This window comes from Acidovorax sp. K2F, assembly GCF_025246485.1.
GTDB classification, from domain to species: domain Bacteria; phylum Pseudomonadota; class Gammaproteobacteria; order Burkholderiales; family Burkholderiaceae_C; genus Acidovorax; species Acidovorax delafieldii.
This window is the reverse complement of record NZ_JAOBSQ010000007.1, coordinates 17,063-40,677: the sequence shown is the minus strand read 5'-3', so window position 1 is coordinate 40,677 and position 23,615 is coordinate 17,063. Positions and strand designations below refer to the sequence as shown.

Genomic DNA, 23,615 nt, shown 5'->3' with positions numbered 1-23,615 from the left:
TCTGTTCAGGGGTCATCAGCAAGGCATGGCTGCGTTCTTGCGCGCGTAGTGCCACCAGGTGATCACGATGCAAACGAGGTAGAAGGCGAAGAACGTCCACAGCGCTGCGTGGGGGCTGCCGGTCAGCGCGATGGAGCTGCCATAGCTCTTGGGAATGAAGAACCCGCCGTAGGCCGCCATGGCGGCCGTGAAGCCCAGCGTGGCGGCACCCAGGGTGTTGCCTTCCTTGTTGGCCTGGGCCACGGCCGCAGTGTTGCGGGGGTCCACACCGCGCATGGCTTCGGTCAGGAAGATCACGGGGATCATCCGGAAGGTGGAGCCATTGCCGATACCGGTGGTGAGGAACAGCACCAGGAAGCACACGAAGAAGCCTGCAAACTGACCTTCATTGCCTGCAGATGGCAGGAACACCGTGACGCCCACCACGGCAATCGCCATGACGATGAAGTTCCACAGCGTGACGCGCGCGCCGCCGAGCCTGTCGGCCAGCCACCCGCCAAACGGCCGGACCACCGCGCCCACCAGCGGCCCCAGCCACGCGTAGGCCAGGGGGTTGATGTTAGGAAACTGGCTCTTGATGAGCAGCGGGAAGCCTGCGGCATAGCCGATGAACGACCCGAAGGTGCCGAGGTACAGCACACACATCAGCCAGTTGTGCTTGCGCTTGAAGATGGCGGCCTGCGCAGCGAACGAGGCACGCGCATCGGCAATGTCGTTCATGCCGAACCAGGCGGCCAGCGCCGTCAGCGCAATCCATGGCACCCAGATGAAGGCAGCGTTCTGCGTCCACACATGCGCGGTCTGGCCGTTCTTCACAATGGTCTGCGCATCACCGCCAAAGACCCCAAAGATACCGGCCGTAACGACCAGAGGGCTGAGGAACTGCACCACCGACACGCCCAGGTTGCCTAGGCCCGCGTTCACACCCAGCGCCGATCCCTTGCGCTCTTTCGGAAAGAAGAAGCTGATGTTGGCCATGCTGGAGCTGAAGTTGCCGCCGCCCAGGCCGCACAGCAGCGCCAGGATGAGCATGGTGGGGTAGGCCGTGGTGTTGTCCTGCACCGCAAAGCCGATGCCCAGGGCGGGAATCAGCAGCGAGGCGGTGGAGATCGCCGTCCAGCGGCGGCCACCGACCAGGGGCACCATGAAGGAGTAGAAGATGCGCAGTGTGGCGCCCGAGAGTGCGGGCGCGGCCGCCAGCCAGAACAGCTGGTTGGTCGAGTACTTGAAGCCGAGGCCGGGCAGGCTCACGGCAACCACGCTCCAGACCTGCCAGATGGCAAAGGCCAGGAACAGCGCGGGCACCGAGATCCAGAGGTTGAGCTTGGCAATGGCTTCGCCTTCGCGCTCCCAGAACGATTTGTCCTCCGGGGCCCAGAGGGTGAGCAGACGCCCCTGGCGCCCGCTGGTGGTGGTGGCAGACATGGTGAGAGTCCTTGGAAAAAATCAGCGGGCGGCCGTCTGTGCGACGGCGCTTTGCGAACCCATGAGACGGGTGTTGCGCACTTCGGTGAAGTACATCCAGATGAGCGAGACCCACACCACTCCATACATCAGCATGAAAGCGCTGGAGCGGATACCGGTCAGGTCCATCAGCGCGCCGAACAGGATGGGCAGCACGAAGCCGCCCATGCCGCCTGCCAGACCCACGATGCCGCTGATGGCGCCGATGTTGTGGGGGTAGTCGTCGCTGATGTACTTGAAGACACTGGCCTTGCCGAAGGCCCAGCAGATGCCCAGCAGGAACATGAGGCCAGTGAACAGGTACACATTCAGGCCGATGTGGAAGGTCTGCGGGCCGTTGACCGTGAGGATGGTGAAGTCGGTCTGCGGGTAGCTCAGCAGGAACAGGCAGATCCAGCTCACCCACATCACCCACCAGGTCACACTGTGGGCGCCGTACTTGTCACTCAACATGCCGCCAATGGCGCGCAGCACGCCGCCAGGCAGCGAGAAGCAGGCGGCCAACAATGCGGCCACACGGATGTCCAGGCCGTATTCGCCCACGTAGTACTGCACCATCCACAGCGACAGCGCCACGTAGCCGCCAAACACAATGCTGTAGTACTGGCAGTACTTGAGCACCTTGGGGTCCTTGAGCGCCTTGAGCTGGTCGGTGAACTTGACGTTGCTGGGCACCAGATGGGCCGGGTCGCTGTAGCTGAACAGCCAGAACAGCACCAGCGTGCCGAGCATGATGGCGGCGTACACCTGCGGCACCATGGTCCAGCCGAAGGCCACCAGGATCACGGGCGCCACGAACTTGTTGACGGCCGCACCCGAGTTGCCCGCGCCGTACACGCCCATGGCCGTGCCCTGGCGATGCTTGGGGAACCAGCGCGCCACATAAGGCGTACCCACTGAGAACGAGCCCCCCGCCAAGCCCACAAACAGGCCGATCGTCAGGAAGTGCCAGTACTCCGTGGCATAGCTCATGAGCCAGATAGCAGGCACGGTGGTGGCCATGACGGCCGCCATCACGATGCGGCCACCGAACTTGTCGGTCCAGATACCCAGGGGCACCCGCACCAGTGAGCCCGTGAGCACGGGCATGGACATCAGCAGCCCGAACTGCGTGGAGTTCAGGTTCAGCATCTTCTTGATGGGGATGCCGATGACGCCAAACATCATCCAGACCATGAAGCAGACGGTGAAGGCGAAGGTGCTGACGATGAGCACCGACCACGCCTGACGGGTGCGCTGCGGGCTGTCGCCCGGCGGCAAAGTTGCGTTGGCCATTGCGCGATTCCTCTCTTTTTGCATGAGAGGAATGGTCGCGTGTGCAGAGGCTTTTGCACATCCTTCGCTAGAGGGTGTGCGGCGCGGCAGAGGGAGTAGTCACTGGGGGTGCGGCATCGTCCGAAAGAACTATGGCGCACGCGTTGGACGGTGCTGCCCCTGCCCGCCAAGCACGCGATGCACGCCGCGTGTGCGGGCGTGCAGACGTCTATGCGTGTGCTATTCGGCGCGCTGCCGGTCCGAGGCGTACACCGCTGCCTGCACGCGCGAGCTGAGACCCAGCTTGCGCAGGATGTGCTGCACGTGGATCTTCACCGTGGTCTCGGCGATGTCGAGCGTGCGGGCGATCTCCTTGTTGCTCGCACCCCGGGCGATCTCGCGCAGCACGTCTTCCTCGCGCGGCGACAGGGGGGTGAAACCGTTGGGGGCGGCCGCCGCTGCGTCGGCAGGTGGCATCGGCGCGGGGGGCGCCTCGGGCGCGCCCTGCGACTGGAACGCCGCCACGAGCTTGCCCATCAGCTCAGGGCTGACCACGGGCTCGCCCCTGGCGGCGCGGTGAATGGCCTGCGCCAGCAGCTCGCCGTCGATGGTCTTGAGCAGGTAGCCCTGGGCACCATTGCGCAGCGCGGTCGCCAGGTCCTGCGCGTCCTCGCTCACGGTGAGCATGAGCACGCGCGAGGTGGGCGACACCTCGCGCAGCCCCTGGATCGCATCCACGCCCATCACGCCGGGCAGGTGGTTGTCGAGCAGGATGACCTGGGGCTGCAGCTGGGGCGCAAGCCGCAGGGCCTGCGCGGCATCCCCCGCCTCACCCACCACGGACAGGCCCTCATACTGGCCCAGCAGCGCGATCAACCCGCGCCGGAACAGCGTGTGATCGTCCACCACCAGCAGCGTGACCAGGGGAGAAGATGCGGTGGCGGAGGCAGCTTGGTTCGTCATGGAGTGTTGGCGGTGTGGGGAATGTCGGCCTGGGCAGCGTAGGCAGCTTGAGCCAATGGCCCCTCAGACGCAACGGCCACGGTCTGGGCGGGCACGACCGAAGGCAGCTCGATGCACACCCGGGTGCCCTGCCCTGGCGCGGACTCCACCTGGACCACGGCGCCAATGCGCTGGGCCCGCTCGCGCATGATGCCCATGCCCACGTGCAGCGAATCGGGCGGCACGGCCGTCACGTCAAAACCCGTGCCGTTGTCTTGCACCTCAAAGCGCCAGCGGGGGTGGCGGTGCACCAGCACATCGACCCGCGTCGCGCCCGAGTGCTTGCGCACGTTCGACAACGCCTCCTGCACCATGTGCAGCACCTGGATCTGCACGTCCTGCGCCAGTGGCAGGCCATGGCCCACCATGCCCAGCGTGGTGACCATGCCGGTCTGGTGCTCGAACTTGGACAAGGTCGCGCGCAGCGCCGATTCAATGTCTTCCTCGCTGGTGCGGGTGCGAAAGTGCACCAGCAGTTCGCGCACATCCGAATAGCACTCGCGCACGCCCACATCCAGCTCGCCGATGCTGCGGTCGCGCTTGGCCTCGTCGCCGCGCGCCACTGCGTCGCGCAGCAGCTGAGTCTGGATCTTGAGGAAGGCCAGCGACTGGGCGATGGAGTCGTGCAGCTCGCGCGCTAGCAGGCCGCGCTCCTCGGCCACGGCCGCCTCGCGCTCCAGCGCGGTGGCACGCAGGCCCTCCATGGCGCTGGCCAGGTGGCGGGTCATGGCTTCGAGCAGATCGCGCAGCTCGTCGGTCATCTCGACGGGCGAGCGGAAGAACAGGTTGACCTCGCCCAGCATGCGCATCTGCATCTTGACGGGGATGGTGACCATGGTTTCAAACCCTGCATCGCGGCAGTGCGGCAAGGCGACCTCGGTGGATGGCGTGATGGGGATGACCCGGGTGCGCGCCTGCGCCTGCGGCTGGCCGCACAGGCAGCTGCCGGTGTGCAGGCAGTGCTCGCCCTCGGCCATGGCCACGGGCAGGCCATCGCCGGCCAGCAGCACGTAGCGCTCGTTGGCCTCGTTGGACCAGCGCACGGCGGCGGCATCGGCGCCCGCCACGCGGCGGATCTGCTGCACAAAGCCCTGGGCCAGCAGCTCCAAGCTGCTGGCGGTGCTGGCCAGCGCACTGACCTCGTACAGGGCGGCCAGCCGCTGGTTCTGCACGGCGATGCTGGCGGTCTTTTCGCGCACCTTGTGCTCCAGCTCGTCGTGCGAGGCCTGCAGCGCATGCGCCATCAGGTTGAAGCCGGCCGAGAGCTGGCCGAACTCATCGTCGGTGTCCACTGGCAGCCGCGTGCCCAGCTCGCCCTGGCGCAGCCGGGCCTGGGCCTGCTGCAGGCGCGCCACGGGGTTGATCACCAGCAAATAGCTCACGGCCATGAAGGTGACGGCCGCCACGATGGCCAGCGCCATCATGAACAGCTGGAACAGGTGCAGCGCGGCGGTCCAGCCTGCGATCTGGATTTCGATGGCATCCACAAAGCCGTCCACCTGCTGCACAAAGGCATCGGCCTCGGCCAGGTTCCGGGCGCGGTCGGGGGGCAAGGCGCTGACCCACCCGGTGCGGGCCTCGGCCCAGCGGGTGCGGATGCCGTCGAACCGCGTGCGCGTCTCGTCGCTCCACGGCACAAACAGCGGGCGCGACGGATCGCCCGTGCGCAGCAACTCCAGGCTGGCGTCGAACTGGCGCGCGCGCTCCTGCACGGCCTCGGGAGGTTCGGTCTGCAGCACCAGCACCATGCGCAGCATGTTCATGCGCAGGCGGCCCGCCTCGTTGACGGCTGCCGCGCCGCCTTCGAGCTTCCAGGTCACCCACAAGGTGAGCCCAATGGAAGCCAGGGCCACCAGCAAGAATCCGGCTCCCATGGCCAGGAGCTTGGTGGAAAGGGTGGGCCGCGAGCGCATGGCGCAGTGTAGGCAAGGGGTTTTGTGCGGTTCTTGACCTGCGTCAAGTGCGCGCCCGCTAGCATGGCCGGATGCATACGCCGAGCCGCCTCATCCGCCATTCCACCCTCCACACCACCCGTGCCATCTCCTGGCGCCCTGCATCCGCAGTCCTGGCCGTGGCCTGCCTGGCCACCCTGGCCGGCTGCGCGGGCCCAGCCCTAAAGCCCATGCCGTCCCCGTCCACACAGGCTGCTGCGGTGGTGCCCGCCGCAGCCTGGCCGGAGCGCCTGCAGCAATGGCTGCCCGCCGACGTGCTGCTATTGGGCGAGCAGCACGACGCCCCGGACCACCAGCGCCTGCAGCGCGAGGCGGTGGCCTGGCTCGCCAGCCGGGGCCAGCTGGCAGCCCTGGTGATGGAAATGGCCGAGCGCGGGCACAGCACCCAGGGCTTGCCCCGCGATGCCAGCGAGGCCCAGGCGCGTGCCGCCCTGCAGTGGGACGACGCGGCCTGGCCCTGGAAGGCCTATGGCCCGGTGGTCATGGCTGCCGTGGGCGCAGGGGTGCCGGTGCTGGGCGGCAACCTGCCCCGCACGCGCATGCGCGCCGCCAAGGCCGACGCCTCCCTCGACCAGCACCTGCCCGCCCCGGCGCTGGCCGAGCAGCAGCAGGCCATGCGGGACGGCCACTGTGGCCTGCTGCCCGAGTCGCAAATCGCGCCCATGGCCCGCATCCAGATCGCCCGCGACGCCAGCCTGGCCCAGACGGCCCAGGAGGCGTTGCGATCGGGCCAGACGGTGCTGCTGGTGGCCGGCGGCGGCCATGTGCTGCGCCACCTGGGCGTGCCCACACATTGGCCCGCCAGTTTGGTGTCAAAAGTGGTGGTAGCGCAGGTGGAACATGCGTCTGTAGCTATCAAATCAGGTGCACAAGCCGATGCCGTGGTCCAGACCCCGGCGCTGCCCCCACGCGATGTGTGCGCCGAGTTGCGCGAGCAATGGCGCCCTGCGCCGCCGGGCCAGAAGGTCTAAGAGCCTGATCAAAGCCCGCCCCGTCAGCCCTGCTCGGTGGCGGCGGGCTCGGCCTGTGCCCGCAGCAACGCCACGAACTCGTCCGCAGGCACAGGACGGCTGCACAGGTAGCCCTGGTAGGCGTCGCAGCCCCGCTCGCGCAGGAACGCCAGCTGGCCCTCGGTCTCCACGCCCTCGGCGAGTACCGACAGGCCCATGCTGTGCCCCATGGCGATGATGGCGGCACTGATGGCCATGTCGTCCTCGCTCTGTGGAATGTCGCGGATGAAGCCCTGGTCGATCTTGAGCACGTCGATGGGAAACCGCTTGAGCTGCGCCAGCGACGAATAGCCGGTACCGAAGTCGTCCACCGCGATGCGCACCCCCAGCTCACGCAGGCGCACCAGCACCTGGCGGGCTTCTTCGGTACGTTCGGCCAGGGCGCTTTCGGTGATCTCCAGCTCCAGCAGTGCCGCAGGGAACCCGCTGGCCTGCAGCGCGGCCGCCGCGCAACCGGCCAAGTCGGTCAGGTGGAACTGGCGCGGCGACACATTCAGCGCCAGGGTCAGCGGAGGCAGCCCGGCATCACGCCATTGCTGCCCCTGGCGGCAGACCTCGCGCACCACCCATTCCCCCAGCGGGCCGATCACGCCCGAGGTCTCGGCCACGGGGATGAAGCGTGCGGGCGAGATCAGCCCCTCTTGCGGGTCGTTCCAGCGCACCAGGGCTTCGGCGCCCTGGATGCGGCCGGTGGCGATATCAATCTGCGGTTGGTAGTACATCTGCAGGTGGCCCTGGGCCAGTGCCAGACGCAAGCGCGACTCCAGCTCCAGCCGCTCGCGGGCCGCCTGGGTCATGGCTTCGTGGAAGAAGCACCAGGCCCCCCGGCCGCGCGCCTTGGCACCGTACACGGCCGCATGGGCGCCCTGCAGCAGCAGCTCGGTGGTGCCCGCATGCTCGGGGAACATGCAGATGCCCACGCTCACGCCCGCCACCACCTCCAGCCCATCGGGCGAACGCCAGGGCTCGGCCACGGCACGGATCAGGTGGCGCGCCACGGCGGCCGCACCGTCGGCATGGCGCAGGTTGCGCGCCACCACGGCCAGCTCGTCGCCCGCCATGCGCCCCAGCACGTCTCCGGGCCGCAGGGCGGACTGCACCTGCCGCGCAATGTGTTTGAGCACCTCGTCGCCCGTGGCATGGCCGTAGCTGTCGTTCACGTCCTTGAAGCGGTCCAGGTTGAGCAGCAGCACGGCGATGTGCTCGCCACTGCCTTGCGCCTCCTGCACCGCCAGCTCCAGCTGGTGCCCGAACCAGGTGCGGTTGGACAAGCCCGTGAGCGGGTCGTTGTGCGCCAGGTATTCCAGTTGCCGCTGCTGGGCCTTTTCTTCGGAGATGTCGGTGAACATGCACACGTAGTGCGTGATCTCGCCCGCCGGGTCGCGCACGGCCGACAGGGACATGTGCTCCGGGAAGATCTCGCCGTTCTTGCGGCGGTTCCAGATCTCGCCCTGCCAGTACCCGGTTTCGGTCAGCGCCGACCACATCGCCTCATAAAAAGCCTTGTCGTGGCGGCCCGACTTGAAGACGCGCGGGGTCTTGCCCAGCAGCTCCTCCTCGGTATAGCCCAGCAGCCGGGTGAACGCCGCGTTAACCGACAGGATGCGGCTGTGGGCGTCGGTCACCACCACGCCCTCCATGGTGTTGTCCACCACCGTGGCCGCCAGGCGCTGGCGGGCCTCGCTGCGCTGCAGCGCCGCACGCGCGGCCTTGATCTCGTCGAGGTCCTGCACCACACACACCAGGTGCGCGGGCTCATCGCCCACTTCGGGCGCCAGCGTCACGGTGCACAGCACAGGCGCCCGGCGGCCGTTGTCCAGCCGCAGGCAGTGGCGCTCGCCCACGTAGTGGTCGATCTCGCCGGCCAGCAGGCGCTCCAGTTGCGACGCTGCCCAGTCGGGGTCCTGGGCGATCATCACATCGCGGAAATTAAGGCTCAGCGTCTGCACGGGCTCAGCGCCCAGCAGGTCACACAGGCGGGCGTTGGCCCACAGAAAGCTGCCATCCAGCGCCACCCGCGCAAAACCGGCGGGCGCGTGGCGCACGATCTGCGTCAGCTCCTGCGCCATGGCCATGCGCACCTTTTCGGCGCGGCGCATGCGCCGCAGCAGCCACCAGGCCAGGCCGCTGGTCAGCGCCACATAGCCCCAGCCCTTCCAGGTCTGGAAACGGGTCAACAGGGCCGGGTCGGTCACCCAGTGGGCCAGCAACACATCGCCCGCAAACACCCAGGCCACCCCCAGCACCAGGTACAGCAGCATGCCCCGCCAGGGGACCAGTGATGAGGCATAGCCCTCGTTGCCCATTGCGCTTCTTGCGCTCCTTGTTGATTTCACGGTTTCACGGCCTTTGGCCCTTGCTGCGACAATTGCACAGCTATGACCAACGCCTACATCCTTACCCTGTCCTGCCCCGACCGCCTGGGGCTGGTGCACGCCGTCTCCGGCTTTTTGCTGGAGCATGGCGGCAACATCGAAGAAGCCGCGCAGTACAACGACCACGCCACGGGCCTGTTCTTCATGCGGGTGCAGTTTGCCTGCGACCAGCACGACCACCCCACCCTCAAAGCGCGCCTGACCAGCTTTGCCGAGCCCTACAACATGCACTGGAGCCTGCACGCCACGGCAGCCCCCATGAAAACCGTGCTCATGGTCAGCAAGGAAGGCCACTGCCTCAACGACCTGCTGTTCCGCTGGAAGAGTGGCCTGCTGCCCATCGACATCCGCGCCATCATCAGCAACCACCGCGACTTCTACCAGCTGGCGGCCAGCTACAACGTGCCGTTTCATCACATCCCGATGACGGGCAGCACCAAGGCCCAGGCCGAAGCCAAACAGTTTGAGATTATCGAGGGCGAAGGGGCCGAGTTGGTGGTATTGGCCCGTTACATGCAGATACTTTCTCTTGACCTATGTCAAAAGTTGGCCGGTCGGGCCATCAACATCCACCACAGCTTCCTGCCCAGCTTCAAGGGCGCCAAGCCGTACTACCAGGCCCATGACCGGGGCGTGAAGCTGATCGGCGCCACGGCCCACTATGTGACGGCCGACCTGGACGAAGGCCCGATCATCGAGCAGGACGTGGCCCGCGCCGACCACACCGACACCGTGGAAGACCTCACGGCCCGCGGCCGCGACACCGAAAGCCAGGTGCTGGCCCGCGCCGTGAAGTGGCACAGCGAGCACCGCGTGATCTTGAACGGCCACAAGACAGTCATCTTCCGCTAGTCCAGCTTTCCCATGGCCACGGCAGCCCCGTACTCCTTCCTCAGCAGCGCCGCCCGGCGCATCCCGCCCATCCAGTGCCTGCTGACCTTCGAGGCGCTGGCCCGCCTGCGCAGCGTGACGCAGACGGCCGACGAGCTGTGCGTGACGCCCAGCGCCGTGAGCCACCGCGTCAAGCAGCTGGAGCAGATCCTGGGCGTGCGGCTGTTTGGCCGGGCCGATTTTTCGCTCACCACCGAGGGCAGCGCCTACCTGGCCCATGTGCGCGAGGGGTTGGGTGCGCTGCAGCGGTTCCCCGGCCAGGCGGCCGCGCCAGGGCGCCGGCGGCTCAAGCTGGCCGTGACGCCCACGTTTGCGCGCACCATCCTCATCCCCCGCCTGCGCCAGTTCACCGAGGCCTATCCCGAGATCGACCTGGCGCTGCAGGTCTCCATACCGCTGCTGGACGTGGTGGCCGAAGACGCCGACCTGATGGTGCGCTTTGGCCCCGGCCACTATGCCGACGTGGAGCATGTGGAGCTGGCGCGCGACGTGGTCACGCCCCTGGCCTCGCCCGCGTTCGTGCGCGAGCACGGGCCCTTTGACCGCCCCGAAGACCTGGAGGGCGTGCCCCTGCTGCGCAGCCCGCTGGAGCCCTGGCGCACCTGGTTTGCTGCCACGGATCTCGACTGGGCCGAACCCAGCGAGGGCTCGCAGTTCAACGACATCGGCCTGATGTGCGACGGCGCCGCTGCCGGCATGGGCGTGGCGCTGGTACGCCTGAAGCTGGGCGCGCCCTGGCTGGAGAACGGCACACTGGTGCGCCTGTTTGACACCGACACCGCCAGCCCCCACGCGCACTACCTGTGCTGGCGCACGGGCACCATGGACCGGTGGGAATGCGCGGCGTTTGCCGAGTGGCTGCGCAAAACCATGGCGTAGTAGAGGTATCTCCCTGAGTCGCCTTGGGCGCCTTCCCCCTTCTCTTGGCTGCGCCGGGAAGGGGGACGCAGCCCTTGCTGCGGGGCGGCCCTTGCTCGGCAGCCCTCGCCAGAGCCGCGCCCTCCTCCACCAGGTTCAGGCAAATTTGCCTCCAGTGCTTGCCCAAAAGGCGCTAGTAGCTATCAATTGGTGAGCAATCCGGTGTTTTTCACAATCCCCTGAAGAAAAGCTCAAGCCCGGGCACCGAGCCATCCCCTACAGTGACAGCCATGAACACTGCCGCCGACTCCACCGTAGCCCTGTCCGAACGCGCCGCGCGCCAGGCCGAGGTTGTCCAGGCCCTGGGCCGCGTGCTGCCCGCCCACGCACTGCTCTGGCACAACGAGGACACCACGCCCTACGAATGCGACGGCCTCACCGCCTACCGCCAGCGCCCGCTGGTGGTGTGCCTGCCGGAGACCTACGACGAGGTGCAGGCCGTGCTGCAGGTGTGCCACCGGCTGCAGGCGCCGGTGGTGGCGCGCGGTGCGGGCACGGGCCTGTCGGGCGGCGCCATGCCCCACGCCCTGGGCGTGACGATGTCGCTGGCCAAGTTCAACCGCATTCTCGACATCAACCCCGAAAGCCGCACGGCCGTGGTGCAGTGTGGCGTGCGCAACCTCGCGATCAGCGAGGCGGCGGCCCCCTACAACCTCTACTACGCGCCTGACCCCAGCAGCCAGATCGCCTGCACCATCGGCGGCAACGTGGCCGAGAACTCGGGCGGCGTGCACTGCCTCAAATACGGCCTTACCGTGCACAACGTGCTCAAGGTAAAGGGCTTCACGGTGGAAGGCGAGCTCGTCGAATTCGGCAGCGAGGCACTCGACGCCCCTGGCTACGACCTGCTGGCCGCCGTGATCGGCAGCGAGGGCATGCTGGCCGTGACCACCGAGGTCACCGTCAAGCTCATCCCCAAGCCCCAGCTGGCGCGCTGCATCATGGCCAGCTTTGACGATGTGCGCAAAGCGGGCGACGCGGTGGCTGCGGTCATAGCGGCCGGCATCATCCCCGCCGGGCTGGAGATGATGGACAAACCCATGACCGCTGCCGTGGAGGACTTTGTGCATGCGGGCTACGACCTGACCGCCGAAGCCATCCTGCTGTGCGAGAGCGACGGCACGCCCGAAGAAGTAGAGGAAGAAATCGGCCGCATGAGCGAGGTGCTGCGCGCTGCAGGCGCCACCGCCATCTCGGTCAGCAACGACGAAGCCGAACGCCTGCGCTTCTGGAGCGGCCGCAAGAACGCCTTCCCCGCCAGCGGCCGAATCAGCCCCGACTACATGTGCATGGACTCCACCATCCCGCGCAAGCGCCTGGCCGACATCCTGCTGGCCATCCAGGAGATGGAAAAGAAATACCAGCTGCGCTGTGCCAACGTGTTCCACGCGGGCGACGGCAACCTGCATCCGCTGATCCTGTTCGACGCGAACGACGCTGACCAGCTGCACCGCTGCGAGCTTTTTGGCGCGGAGATTCTGGAGACCAGCGTGGCCATGGGCGGCACGGTGACGGGCGAGCATGGCGTGGGCGTGGAGAAGCTCAACAGCATGTGCGTGCAGTTTTCTGCGGCGGAGAACGCGCAGATGTTCGGGCTCAAGCACGCGTTTGATCAGGCGGGGTTGCTGAACCCCGGCAAGGTGATCCCCACGCTGAACCGGTGCGCGGAGTACGGGAAGATGCTGGTGCGTGGGGGGCAGATCAAGCACCCTGATCTGCCGCGTTTCTGATCGCCATGAAGGCGCTGCAAGGGCTGGCCTTTCTTCTGCTCATGCAGTCAGGGGGCGAGGCGCTGTCTCACTTTTTGAAGCTCCCGGTCCCAGGGCCGGTGGTCGGCATGGTGCTGCTCTTGCTGGCCTTGCGTTGGCAGCCCGTGCGGGATGCCGTAGCCCCAGCGGCGGGCTTCTTGCTCCAGCACCTGTCGCTGCTGTTTGTGCCGGTGGGCGTGGGGGTCATGACCCACCTGGCGCTGCTGAGCACCTATGGCCTGCAGCTGGTGGCGGTGATTGTGCTGTCCACCTGGGTCGGTATGGCCGTGACGGCGCTGGTGCTGCGTCTTTTGCAGCCCAAGGAGAACCATGGCGAACTTCGTTGAGCTGTGGGTGTACTTGGCATCGGCCCCACTGTTCGGGCTGACCGCAACGCTGGCGGTGTATGTGCTGGCGCAGGCGCTGTCGGTGCGCTCGGGGCACGCGCCCTGGGCCAACCCGGTGATGCTGTCGGTGGCCATTCTGGCCACGGTCATGCTGGCCACCGGCACAGCCTATCCCACGTACTTTGCGGGCGCGCAGTTCATCCACTTCTTGCTGGGCCCTGCGGTGGTGGCGCTGGGCTGGCCCCTGTGGCAGCGCCGCGCGGCCTTGCGCTCGCGTTGGGGCCTGCTGGTGCTGGCCTCGCTAGCGGGTGGCAGCGCGGCGGCCGCCAGCGCTGTAGGCCTGGGCTGGGCACTGGGCCTGCCGGGTGATGTGCTGATGTCGCTGGCCCCCAAATCCGTCACCGCCCCGGTCGCCATGGGCATTGCCGCACAAATTGGCGGCGTGCCCGCCCTGGCCGCCGTATTCGCGGCGCTGACGGGCATGGTGGGGGCGCTGTCTGCGCGCTGGTTGTTTGGCTTGATGCGCCTGCCCACCGACGCGCAAGGCATGGCACTGCGGGGCTTCGCGCTGGGCACGGCCTCACATGGCATCGGCGCGGCGCATGCGCTGCAGGTGCATGCCGAAGCGGGGGCGTATGCAGGGTTGGCGCTGGGGCTGCAGGTGGTGCTGGCGGCGGTGCTGATGCCGCTGGTGTTCCGGTTGTTGTGAGGGGTCCGGCAGGGGCATCACCTCTTGTCCCACGCTGCGCCGCGCTCAGCGGCCCTCACCCGCCCCACAAAGCCCGCCCCATCTCCCCCACATGCGACACAGCAAACAACACCAGCCCGATGAACCCGCCCACCACGGTGCCATTAATGCGGATGTACTGCAGGTCCTTGCCAATGTTCAGCTCGATCAGCTGCGTCATCTCTTCCGTATCCCACCGCCGCACCGTGTCCTCGATGTGCTGCGCAATGAACGCCGACACGTCCGGAGCCAGACCCTCTACCCAACGCTCCAGCCTGTCATTGAACGACTGCCGCAGCGCCGCGTCCCCCGCCAGCGACTCGCCCAGCCATAACCCCAGCTTGCCCACCTGCCGCGCCAGCACCGAGTTGGCATCGGCCAGGTCGCGTTGCAGAGCGCCGCGCAGATCCAACCACAAGGTCTGCACATAACCTGCCACCGTGGCGTCGGTCTGCAACCATGTGCGGATCTCCTCGCCCTTGCGCTCCCATTCCGGGTCGCTGCGAAGACGCTCGATAAAGCGCTGCACCGCCACATCAAACTGCGCACGCAGTGCATGCTGCGGGTTGGCGGCCACATCGGCCATCAGGCTCTCCAGCGCGCGGGCCAGCAGGGCCGAGCCCTTGTCGCCCAGCCAGTCGCTGGGCAGCAACTTCTCCGTGCGCGGGTGGTCCTTCTTGAGCCAGGCCACGATGGACTGCGCGACCCAGGTGCGGGTTTGCTCGTTCTGCAGCAGTTCGATGAGCTTGGCCAGCACGTCGTCCAGCAGCGCTTGGTGACGGCCGTTGTGCGTGAGGGTGTCGAGCACCGCCGCCAAGGCACGCGACATATCCACCTGCCCGATCAAGGCACGCGCGGCCTTGTGGATGAAGCGCTCCACCTGCGCGTCTTGCACCGTCTCCAGCGCAGCCGAGGCCAGGCGCGTGGCTTGGTGCCCCAGCAGCGTGGCGTTGCCAGGCGCCGTGAGCCACTGCGCCAGCCGCTCGGCCGGGTCATGCCGGCGGATCAGCGACACGAGCGAAGGCACGTCCAAGAACTTGTCGCGCACAAAGGTGGCCAGGTTGCGACCGATGCGCGCCTGGTTGCGCGCGATGACTGCGGTGTGCTGAATGGGCAGGCCCAGCGGGCGCCGGAACAGCGCCACCACCGCAAACCAGTCCGCCAGCGCACCCACCATGGCGGCCTCGGCCATGGCTTTCACACCGTTGAGCCACAGTCCGCGTTCGACCACGCTGGTGGCGATGAACACGGCCGTCACCAGCAGCAATAGGCCCAGTGCCTGGCGCTTGGCCCGGCGCAAGGCGAGGGTTGCGCTATCAGTCTCGGCGTTCATCCGGGCACGCCCGCCGACCTCGACCCCAATGTGTCAGGCAGCCGCCGCAATCTGGTCCAGCGCCTTCGACAGGTGGTCCACCGTGCGGTCCACGTTGTGCCACTTCTCCAGGCCAAACAGGCCAATGCGGAAGGTCTTGAAGTCCGGCCCCTCATCGCACTGCAGCGGCACACCCGCAGCCGTCTGCAGGCCCACTTCCATGAACTTCTTGCCGTTCTGGATGCCGGGGTCGGTGGTGTAGCTCACCACCACGCCGGGCGCCTTGAAGCCCTCGGCCGCCACGCTGGGGAAGCCGCGCGATTCGAGCAGCGCGCGCACCTTGGCGCCCAATTCGATCTGCTCGTCACGCACCTTGGCAAATCCATATTCACGCGTCTCGGCCATCACCTCGCGCAGGCGCACCAGCGCATCCGTGGGCATAGTGGTGTGGTACGCGTACTGGCCCTTTTCGTAGCCCTCGGCAATCTGCATCCACTTCTTGAGGTCGCACGAGAAGCTGCTGCTCGTGGTGCCCTCGATGGCTTGGCGGGCACGCTCGGACAGCATCACCATGGCGCAGCAAGGCGATCCGCTCCAGCCCTTTTGCGGCGCGCTGATGAGCACATCCACGCCCGTGGCCTGCATGTCCACCCACATCGCGCCCGACGCCACGCAGTCCAGCACAAACAGCGCGCCCACCTCATGCGCAGCCGCCGTCAGCGTGCGGATGTAGTCGTCCGAAAGGATGATGCCGCTGGCTGTTTCCACATGGGGCGCAAACACCACCTTGGGCTTTTCTGCGCGGATGGTGGCGGCGACTTCTTCTGCGGGGCATGGTGCCCAGGGCGCCTGCGGGCCACTGCCCTGCTGGCGCGCCTTGCACACCACGGAACCACCGCCCAAGCCCTTGTCGGCATCAAAGATCTGCGTCCAGCGGTAGCTGAACCAGCCGTTGCGCACGATGAGCACCTTTTCCTTGTTGGCAAACTGGCGCGCCACGGCCTCCATGCCGAAGGTACCGCTGCCGGGCACCAGCACGGCCGTGTGGGCGTGGTAGACCTCTTTGAGCGTGCCCAGGATGTCCTGCACCACGCCGGTGAAGCGCTTGGACATGGGGTTGAGCGCGCGGTCGGTGTAGACCACCGAAAATTCGAGCAAACCATCGGGGTCGATATCGGGCAAAAGGCCGGGCATAGAGGAGTCTCCGCGTGTGAAACTGAGGGAGGAAAAAGGGACGATCAGGTCAGCTTATCATGGCCCCGCGCCACCCCAAGGCCGCGCGCCATGCAGCAAAAACCCTTCCGATTCCTGCCCACCGCACTGCCCGGCATCGAAGCGATGCAGGCCGACTCCCGCCTCGTCTTCGGCAGGCACATGCACTTGCAGTTCGGCCTCGGCGTGATCGAGCGGGGTGCGCAGAAATCGGCCAGCGGCCGGGGGATTGTGGAATCGGGCCCAGGCGACACCATCACGGTCAACCCCGGCGAAGTCCACGATGGCATGCCGCTGGACGAGCGTGGACGCGCCTGGCGCATGCTCTACCTGGAGCCCGCCCTGGTGGCGCCATTGGCGGCAGAGGTGCATCCGGGCCCGCACGGCTCCGCCTTCGAATTCCATGCTCCGACGATGCGCGATGCGCGGCTGGCGGACCAGGTACTGGCGCTGTTCGACGCGGCCACCCACCGCCCCAACCACTCGGCCGCAGCGTTGCATGTGGAGGAATGCCTGTTGCGGGTGCTGAGCGGCCTGCTGCGGCCGAAGGGCCACCAACAATCCGCCGCGTCCATCGCCAGGGCTCGCACCATGATGGACGACGATCCCACCGCGGCCTGGAGCCTCGCGCAACTGGCCGATGCAGCAAGTTTGAGCCGCTACCAGCTCGTGCGCCAATTTGCCCAGGCCACGGGCCTGACGCCGCACGCCTACCTGCTGCAGCGCCGACTGCAGCTTGCGCGCCATCTGATGGGTGCGGGTACGCCCCTGGCTGATGTCGCCGCAGCCAGTGGCTTTGCCGACCAAAGCCACCTGACGCGCCTCTTCACGCGCAGCTTTGGCATCACACCGGGCGCCTACGTCCGCACACGCGGCTGACAGCCCGGACCCTGCAATTTCGTTCAAGACCGTTGTGCGGGGGTTGGCCGATGCTGCGGGCATCGCCAATTCACGCCGCCGCCGCGCGGCCTCTCGCCATGGGCATCGAATTTCTCATCACCTCTCTCATCGTGGTCGTCTCGCCGGGGCCAGGAACTTTGCTGACCGTGGCGGCCGGACTCTCGGGCGGCGCGCGGGCCGCCGCCGTGACGGCGCTGGGCTGCACGCTCGGCATCGTGCCGCACCTGCTGGCGGCGATCACCGGGCTGGCCGCACTTCTCAACGCCAGCGCCACGGCATTTGAAGTCCTGCGCTACGCGGGGGTCGCCTACCTGGTCTACATGGGCTGGGCCACGTGGCGCTCGCCCGCCACACTGGAGGTTCGCACTGACGCACCCGCACGCAAAGCCGGTGGGCGTATCGCGGAAGCCATGCTGATCAACCTGCTCAACCCCAAGCTGTCGCTGTTCTTCCTCACCTTTCTGCCGCAGTTCATCGCACCGGGTGAAGCGCAGCCCGCGTGGCGCATGGTCCAGCTCTCGCTGGTCTTCATGGCCATGACCTTTGTGGTGTTCTTGGGCTATGGCGTCTTTGCCGCCCGGTTTCGTGACCAGGTGCTGCAGCGCCCCGGCGCGCTGGTGTGGCTGCGCCGCGGCTTTGCGGCCGCGTTTGTCGGGCTCGGCGCAAAGCTCGCCCTGATGCACCGATAGGCACCACCGTGCCAGGTGCCGTACTGCTTCACCAGGTATCGATGCAACGTGGACCCAGCGGAGCCACCTGCGCCGACGCCAGCCCCCGCGCCAGCCAGGCCCGCGTGTCGGCCGGGTCTATCACAGCGTCGATCTCCAGCGTGGCGGCCATGTGCATCGCCTCGCCGTTGGCGTAGGACTTGGCCAGCAGCTTGGCAAACAGCGCGTCGCGCTCGGCGCCCTCGGGCAGCGCCTCCAGCTCCTTGCGAAAGCCCAGGCGCACGGCGCCTTCGAGCCCCATGGCGCCGAACTCGCCCGTGGGCCAGGCGACAGTGAACACGGGCGCATGGAAGCCCCCGGCCGTCATGCCCATGGCGCCCAGGCCGTAACCCTTGCGCAGCACCACGCTGAAGGTGGGTACACGCAGGCTGGCGGCGGTGACGAACAGGCGGCTCACGTGGCGCACCTGGGCCGTGGCTTCGACCTCGGGGCCGACCATGAAGCCGGGCGTGTCCACCAGGCTCACGATGGGCAGGCCATGCGCGTTGCACAGCTGCATGAAGCGCGCGCCCTTGTCGGCCGCATCGGCGTCGATGGCGCCACCCAGGTGTTGCGGGTTGTTGGCCAGCAGACCCACGGGGCGGCCTTCGATGCGCGCCAGCGCCGTGTGGATGCCGGCACCGAAGCCGGTGCGCAGCAGCAGCAGGCTGCCGTCGTCCACCAGGCCCGCCATCGCCGTGCGGGTGTCGTACACGCGCAGGCGGTTCTCGGGCACCACGGCGCGCAGCAGGCGCTGGTCGGGTGCAGACCACTGCGATGTGCGGCCCTGGAAGAACGACAGATAGTGGCGCGCGGCCTGCACCGCCCCGGCCTCGTCATCGACCAGCACGTCGATCACGCCGTTGGCATGCTGCACGCGGCTCGGGCCGATCTGCTCGGGCTTGAAGACGCCGAGCCCACCACCTTCGATCATGGCCGGGCCGCCCATGCCGATGTTGCTGGCGCGCGTGGCAATGATCACGTCGCTGCAGCCCAGCAGCGCCGCGTTGCCCGCAAAGCAGCGCCCGGCCGCGATGCCGATGACCGGCACCTGGCCCGACAGCGCCGCGTAGCTGGCGAAGGTGTGCACATGCAGCCCCGCCACCACGGGCATGTCGGTGTCGCCCGGGCGCCCGCCGCCGCCCTCGGCGAACAGCACCACCGGCAGCTTCTGCGCCAGCGCGATGCCGAGCATGCGGTCGGTCTTGGCGTGGTTGCGCGCGCCCTGGGTGCCTGCGAGCACGGTGGCGTCATACGACATGACCACCGCGCGGGATTTCACCTCGCCAAACAGTGCACCGTTGATGCCGCCAATGCCCGTGACCATGCCATCGGCGGGCGTGTTGGCAATGAGGTCTTCCTTGCTGCGGCGGCGCGCCTGCGCGGCGATGGCGAGGGCACCATATTCGATGAAGCTGCCGTCGTCGCACAGGTCGGCAATGTTCTCGCGCGCGGAGCGGCCGCCTTGCGCGTGGCGCTTGGCCATGGCGTCGGGGCGCGCGGCGTCGAGCGTGAAGGCGTGGCGGTCGATCACGCGTTGCAGGTCGGCGCGGATGTGGTCGGGGTCGTGCGCAGCGCTGCCCTGCACTTCGACATCGGCCGCATCATCCACTGCGTCCAGCACCAGCAGCGGCTGCCCCTGCGCGACGTAGCCACCGGCCACGGCCAGCAGCGCGCCGACGCGGCCCGCGTGTGGGGCCAGCAGCACGTGCTCCATCTTCATGGCTTCGAGCACGGCCAGCTCAGCGCCTGCGGCGACCACGTCGCCCTCGGCCACGCTCAGTTGCACCAGGCGGGCGGGCATGGGGGCCAGCACAGCGCCTTCGGGTGCAGACATTGAGAAATTTGAGTCTTTTTGGCCGCTAGCGCTTGATGGATAAGCGCTAGCAGCTATTTTTTCGGAAGCATTCAGCAATGCCGGCAACACGGTTTCCAGCCAGCGCGTGTGCACCTGCTGGCTCTCCATTTCGGGCCGTGCGGCCAGGGCCTGCAGCAGCGCGAGGTTGGTGGCTACACCGTCGATGCGGCACTCGGCCAGCGCGCGCTGCGAGCGGCGCAGCGCATCGGCAAAACGCGGGCTGCGCGTGTGCACGATGAGCTTGGCCAGCAGCGTGTCGTAGTGCGGCGACGGCGTGGCGCCCGCTGCGCCGTGCGTGTCCACGCGCACTCCAGGGCCTGCGGGCAGGTCAAAACGGCGGAGCGTGCCGCTGCCGGGCGTGGCGTTGCCCTGCGCGTCCAGGGTTTCGGCGTTGATGCGCCACTGCACGGCAAAGCCCAACACGGCAGGCGGTGCGGCGGGGTTGAGGCCAATGTTCTGCAGCGTGCGGCCTGCGGCCAGCGCGATCTGCGCCTGCACCAGGTCCACGCCGGTGACCTCTTCGGTGATGGTGTGCTCCACCTGCAGGCGCGGGTTGCATTCGATGAATACAAACGGCAGGTCGTTCGAGGCCAGGTCCACCAGAAACTCGAAGGTGCCCAGGCCTTCGTACTGCACCGCCCGCGCCATGGACAGTGCGGCGGTGGTGATCCGCTCGCGCAGCACTGCGGGCAGCGAAGGGCTGGGCGCGATCTCCACCACCTTCTGAAAGCGCCGCTGCAGCGTGCACTCGCGCTCGCCCAGCGCGATCACCTCGCGCCCGTCGCCCAGCACCTGCACCTCGATGTGGCGGGCGTTGCCCATCAGGCGCTCCACGTACACGCCGTCCACACCAAAGGCGGCCTGCGCCTCGCTGCGGCAGCGCGCGTAGGCCGCTGGCAAGTCATCGGCCGACGCCACCGCGCGCATGCCGCGCCCGCCGCCGCCACCGATGGCCTTGATGACGATGCCAGCATGGGCGTGCTGCGCGAAGAAGGCCTGCGCCTCCAGCAGCGTCACCGCCGCCTGCGTACCGGGCATGAGCGGCACGCCCTGCTGCTGCGCCAGCGCACGGGCCTGCGCCTTGTCGCCGAACAGCGCGAGCTGCGCAGGCGTGGGGCCGATGAAGCGCAGCCCAGCGTCGGCACAGGCGCGGGCGAAGTCGGCGCGCTCGCTCAAGAAGCCATAGCCCGGGTGCACGGCATCGCAGCCCTGCGCCTGGGCAATCGCGATGAGGCGCGCACCGTCCAGGTACGCCGCCGGGCCGGTGGCGCCCAGTGCCACGGCCGCAATGGCTGCGTGCACATGGGGGCTGGCGGCGTCATCGTCGGCATACACGGCCACGCTGGCAATGCCCAGGTCGTGCAGGGCGCGCACGGTGCGCAGTGCGATTTCGCCCCGATTGGCAACCAGCACTTTGGTGAACAGAACAGAAGATGGCATGGGGCAGTCGCTCTATTTTTTATAGCTGCCAGCGCATATTCAACTGGCGCCAGCAGCCAATTTTTCACTCATTCAAGCAATATCACGCAGCAGGCGGCGCAGCACTTTGCCAGCGCCCGTGGCGGGCAGTGCGTCGATGAAACGCACCTCGCGCGGGGCTTTGTAGGGCGCCATGTTCTCGCGGCACCAGGCCACCAGGCCGGCGGCGTCCACCTCCTGGCCGGACTTCTTGACGATGAAGGCGCGCACCACCTCGCCCTTTTCTGCATCGGGCACGCCAATAACCGCGGCCTGTGCCACGGCAGGGTGTTTGATGAGCAGGGTCTCGACCTCTTCGGGGAACACGCTGTAGCCCGACACCTTGATCATTTCCTTGAAACGGCCGATGAAGGTGACATAGCCGTCCGCATCGATCTTGCCCATGTCGCCGGTGTAGACCCAGCCATCCCGCAGCGTCTTGGCCGTGGCCTCGGGCTTGTTCCAGTAGCCCTTGAAGTTGCCGGGGCCGTGGATGGTGATCTCGCCCACCTCGCCAACGGACAGCGGCGCACCGGTGTCGGGGTCGACGATGCGCAGGGTGTTGCCCGGCACGGGCTTGCCCTGGGTGCCCCAGCGGATCGCGTCCACCGGCATGGCGGTGTCCACGGTGTGGGTTTCCGACAGGCCATAGGCCGCCTCGTGCGCAATGCAGTTCGGCGCGAACTGCTGCCACTGCAGGGCCAGCGCCTCGGTGAAGGTGATGCCGAAGCTGGTGACTGGGTTGCGGCGCAGCGCGCTCCAGTCCATCTCGCGTGCGCCGGGCACCTGCATGAGCGCGCCGTTCATGGGCGCGATGCTGTACCACCAGGTCACGCGGTGGCGCTCCAGCGCCTGGGCCACGCCCAATGGATCAAAACGGTACAGCAGCACGGCGGTGGCGCCGGTGTAGACCGGCAGGTTCACGCCCATCACCATGCCGGCGATGTGGTACAGCGGCGCCACTGCCAGCAGCGTTTCGTGCGGTGTCATGCCATTGCAGTCCGCCGATGCAGCGGTCTTGAACGTGGCGTTGCCGTAGCTCAGCATCGCGCCCTTCGGTAACCCGGTGGTGCCCGAGGTGTAGGTCATGAGCGAGATGTCATCCATCGACAGCGCCACGGGCGCAGGCCGCGCACCGGTGCGGGTGGCGGCCAGGAAGTCTTCGCAGCCCGCAGGCACCGGCGCCATGGCGGCGCGCATGGCCAGCAGCTCGGCGGGTACGTCGATGCTGGGCGCGCCCTCGGGCAGCAGCTCGGCATAGCGCACCACAAACACCTGCTGCAGCGCGGTCTTGGCGCGCACCTTGTCCACCACGGGCAGCAGCACATCGGCCGCGACGATCACGCGCGCCTGCAGGTCGGTGAGCTGGTATTCGAGCTCGTGCTCCTTGTTCAGCGGCCCGCAAGGACAGACGATGGCGCCGATCTTCTGGATGCCGTAGTGCGCCATCACGTACTGCGGGCAGTTGTTCATGAACAGCGCCACGGGCTCGCCCTTGGCCACACCCAGCGCCTGCAGGCGCGCAGCAAATGCATCACTGGCCGCATCAAGCTGCGCCCACGTGACGGGCTGGCCGTACCAGAGGTAGGCGATGCGGTCGGGCGTTTCGCGCGCGTGGCGGCGCAGGTGTTCGTGCAGCGGCAGCTGCGGTGCGGCAGAAGGCATGGCGTTGTCTCCGAGGTGTCTGGAATCGCTGGTTCTTGGCGGCCACTCAGGGTTTTCTCTGGGTGCCCTCACCCGCCAGCGTCTTGCCAATATATACCGCACGGTAGAACAATGCTACCCATGGGTATAACTCCAACGTCGCGCAAAGGACACCGATGAACCAGCAGCCCCCCGTGCAGGCCAGCGGCCGTCAGAAGGCCGCCACGGCCGGGTCGGACGAAAAGCGCGAACGCATCTTGCGCGCGGCCGAGGCGCTGTTCGATGCGCAGGGCTACGCCAACACCACCATCGAGCAGATCGTGCAGCAGCTGGGCGTGACCAAGCCCTTTGTGTATTACTACTTTCGCAACAAGCAGGAGATCTTCGAGACGCTGTCGTGGGCGCCTGCCGTGGCGTGTTTCACTGCGATGGACTTTGCGGCGGACGATGACCGGCCTGCCCATGTGAAGGTGACGGAGGGCATCGAGCGGCTGATCCGCGCCACGCTGGAGCACCACCCCTCGGCCTTCTTCCCGTACCGCGAGCCGCAGGTGTACCGGCCCGAGTACCTGGCGGCGCAGAAGGATTTGGCGAACCACTTCTACGACCGGCTGTGTGCACTGCTCGAACAGGGCCGCCAGGACGGCATGTTCGAGTTCAACGACACCAAGATCACCGCCCTGGCCGCCTGCAGCCTGCCCGGCTTTCTCTACAACTGGTACCGCCCTGACGGCCGCCTGTCGCAAGACGAGGTGGCGCAGGAGCTGGCGCAGCTGGCCTGGCGTGTGCTGGGGTTGCGGCGAACCCGCAAGCGCAACCCAGCCTGACGCGCACCG

At 67.5% G+C, this 23,615-nt stretch carries 18 protein-coding genes; 9 read left to right on the top strand and 9 right to left on the bottom strand.

The features are described 5' to 3' along the window. Window positions 1–15 precede the first annotated feature (15 nt). The 4 genes from N4G42_RS02520 to N4G42_RS02505 all read right to left on the bottom strand — a co-directional run bounded on the left by N4G42_RS02520 (window position 16) and on the right by N4G42_RS02505 (window position 5,633). On the bottom strand, window positions 16–1,425 hold the full coding sequence (locus N4G42_RS02520) for a NarK family nitrate/nitrite MFS transporter (RefSeq protein ID WP_260666035.1): 1,410 nt from the start codon (window positions 1,423–1,425) through the stop codon (window positions 16–18). Window positions 1,426–1,446: 21 nt separating this feature from the next. Beyond that, window positions 1,447–2,739, bottom strand: coding sequence for an MFS transporter (locus N4G42_RS02515; protein ID WP_060984777.1), 1,293 nt, complete (start codon window positions 2,737–2,739; stop codon window positions 1,447–1,449). Between the two features lie 219 nt (window positions 2,740–2,958). After that, window positions 2,959–3,681 carry a response regulator gene (locus N4G42_RS02510; protein ID WP_015012276.1) on the bottom strand — a complete coding sequence of 241 codons (723 nt, stop codon included), beginning with the start codon at window positions 3,679–3,681 and terminating at the stop codon, window positions 2,959–2,961. Next, complete coding sequence (locus N4G42_RS02505) at window positions 3,678–5,633, bottom strand: type IV pili methyl-accepting chemotaxis transducer N-terminal domain-containing protein (RefSeq protein WP_260666033.1); 1,956 nt, start codon at window positions 5,631–5,633, stop codon at window positions 3,678–3,680. Before N4G42_RS02505 ends, N4G42_RS02510 begins: the two co-directional genes overlap by 4 nt. Window positions 5,634–5,704: 71 nt before the next feature. On the opposite strand from N4G42_RS02505, the gene N4G42_RS02500 reads away from it, so the two are divergent. Next, window positions 5,705–6,643, top strand: coding sequence for a ChaN family lipoprotein (locus N4G42_RS02500; protein WP_260666032.1), 939 nt, complete (start codon window positions 5,705–5,707; stop codon window positions 6,641–6,643). 23 nt (window positions 6,644–6,666) lie between these two features. Here N4G42_RS02500 and N4G42_RS02495 read toward each other — a convergent pair whose 3' ends face one another. Next, on the bottom strand, window positions 6,667–8,988 hold the full coding sequence (locus N4G42_RS02495; RefSeq protein ID WP_260666031.1) for a putative bifunctional diguanylate cyclase/phosphodiesterase: 2,322 nt from the start codon (window positions 8,986–8,988) through the stop codon (window positions 6,667–6,669). A 72-nt stretch (window positions 8,989–9,060) separates the two neighbouring features. On the opposite strand from N4G42_RS02495, the gene purU reads away from it, so the two are divergent. The 5 genes from purU (at window position 9,061) to N4G42_RS02470 (ending at window position 13,670) form a co-directional block, all read left to right on the top strand. Then, on the top strand, window positions 9,061–9,909 hold the full coding sequence (purU, locus tag N4G42_RS02490; RefSeq protein ID WP_056059864.1) for a formyltetrahydrofolate deformylase: 849 nt from the start codon (window positions 9,061–9,063) through the stop codon (window positions 9,907–9,909). 12 nt (window positions 9,910–9,921) lie between these two features. Further along, a complete protein-coding gene (locus N4G42_RS02485; protein ID WP_260666030.1) occupies window positions 9,922–10,827 on the top strand; it encodes a LysR substrate-binding domain-containing protein in 906 nt (301 codons plus the stop codon). Window positions 10,828–11,096: 269 nt separating this feature from the next. Further along, entirely contained in the window at window positions 11,097–12,596 is a 1,500-nt protein-coding gene (locus N4G42_RS02480) for an FAD-linked oxidase C-terminal domain-containing protein (RefSeq protein ID WP_260666029.1), read from the top strand. Between the two features lie 5 nt (window positions 12,597–12,601). Continuing rightward, on the top strand, window positions 12,602–12,961 hold the full coding sequence (locus N4G42_RS02475; protein WP_056745800.1) for a CidA/LrgA family protein: 360 nt from the start codon (window positions 12,602–12,604) through the stop codon (window positions 12,959–12,961). Next, complete coding sequence (locus N4G42_RS02470; RefSeq protein ID WP_260666028.1) at window positions 12,945–13,670, top strand: LrgB family protein; 726 nt, start codon at window positions 12,945–12,947, stop codon at window positions 13,668–13,670. Before N4G42_RS02475 ends, N4G42_RS02470 begins: the two co-directional genes overlap by 17 nt. Window positions 13,671–13,725: 55 nt before the next feature. Here the strand turns inward: N4G42_RS02470 and N4G42_RS02465 are convergent, their stop codons facing one another. Both N4G42_RS02465 and N4G42_RS02460 read right to left on the bottom strand, forming a co-directional pair. Beyond that, window positions 13,726–15,021, bottom strand: a complete 1,296-nt coding sequence (locus N4G42_RS02465; RefSeq protein ID WP_260666027.1) for a DUF445 domain-containing protein — start codon at window positions 15,019–15,021, stop codon at window positions 13,726–13,728. Between the two features lie 33 nt (window positions 15,022–15,054). Further along, on the bottom strand, window positions 15,055–16,194 hold the full coding sequence (locus N4G42_RS02460) for an aminotransferase class V-fold PLP-dependent enzyme (protein ID WP_260666026.1): 1,140 nt from the start codon (window positions 16,192–16,194) through the stop codon (window positions 15,055–15,057). A gap of 90 nt (window positions 16,195–16,284) precedes the next feature. Here N4G42_RS02460 and N4G42_RS02455 point away from each other — a divergent pair, with 90 nt between their 5' ends. Both N4G42_RS02455 and N4G42_RS02450 read left to right on the top strand, forming a co-directional pair. Continuing rightward, window positions 16,285–17,091, top strand: coding sequence for an AraC family transcriptional regulator (locus tag N4G42_RS02455; protein WP_260666025.1), 807 nt, complete (start codon window positions 16,285–16,287; stop codon window positions 17,089–17,091). Between the two features lie 98 nt (window positions 17,092–17,189). Next, complete coding sequence (locus N4G42_RS02450; RefSeq protein ID WP_260666024.1) at window positions 17,190–17,801, top strand: LysE family translocator; 612 nt, start codon at window positions 17,190–17,192, stop codon at window positions 17,799–17,801. 28 nt (window positions 17,802–17,829) lie between these two features. Here the strand turns inward: N4G42_RS02450 and N4G42_RS02445 are convergent, their stop codons facing one another. Together N4G42_RS02445 and N4G42_RS02440 are read right to left on the bottom strand one after the other, a co-directional pair. Continuing rightward, complete coding sequence (locus N4G42_RS02445) at window positions 17,830–21,102, bottom strand: acetyl-CoA carboxylase family protein (protein WP_260666113.1); 3,273 nt, start codon at window positions 21,100–21,102, stop codon at window positions 17,830–17,832. Window positions 21,103–21,189: 87 nt separating this feature from the next. Next, on the bottom strand, window positions 21,190–22,800 hold the full coding sequence (locus N4G42_RS02440) for an AMP-binding protein (protein ID WP_260666023.1): 1,611 nt from the start codon (window positions 22,798–22,800) through the stop codon (window positions 21,190–21,192). Between the two features lie 155 nt (window positions 22,801–22,955). Between N4G42_RS02440 and N4G42_RS02435 the strand changes: the two genes are divergently transcribed. After that, entirely contained in the window at window positions 22,956–23,606 is a 651-nt protein-coding gene (locus N4G42_RS02435) for a TetR/AcrR family transcriptional regulator (protein WP_121941770.1), read from the top strand. The last annotated feature ends 9 nt before the right edge of the window (window positions 23,607–23,615 follow it).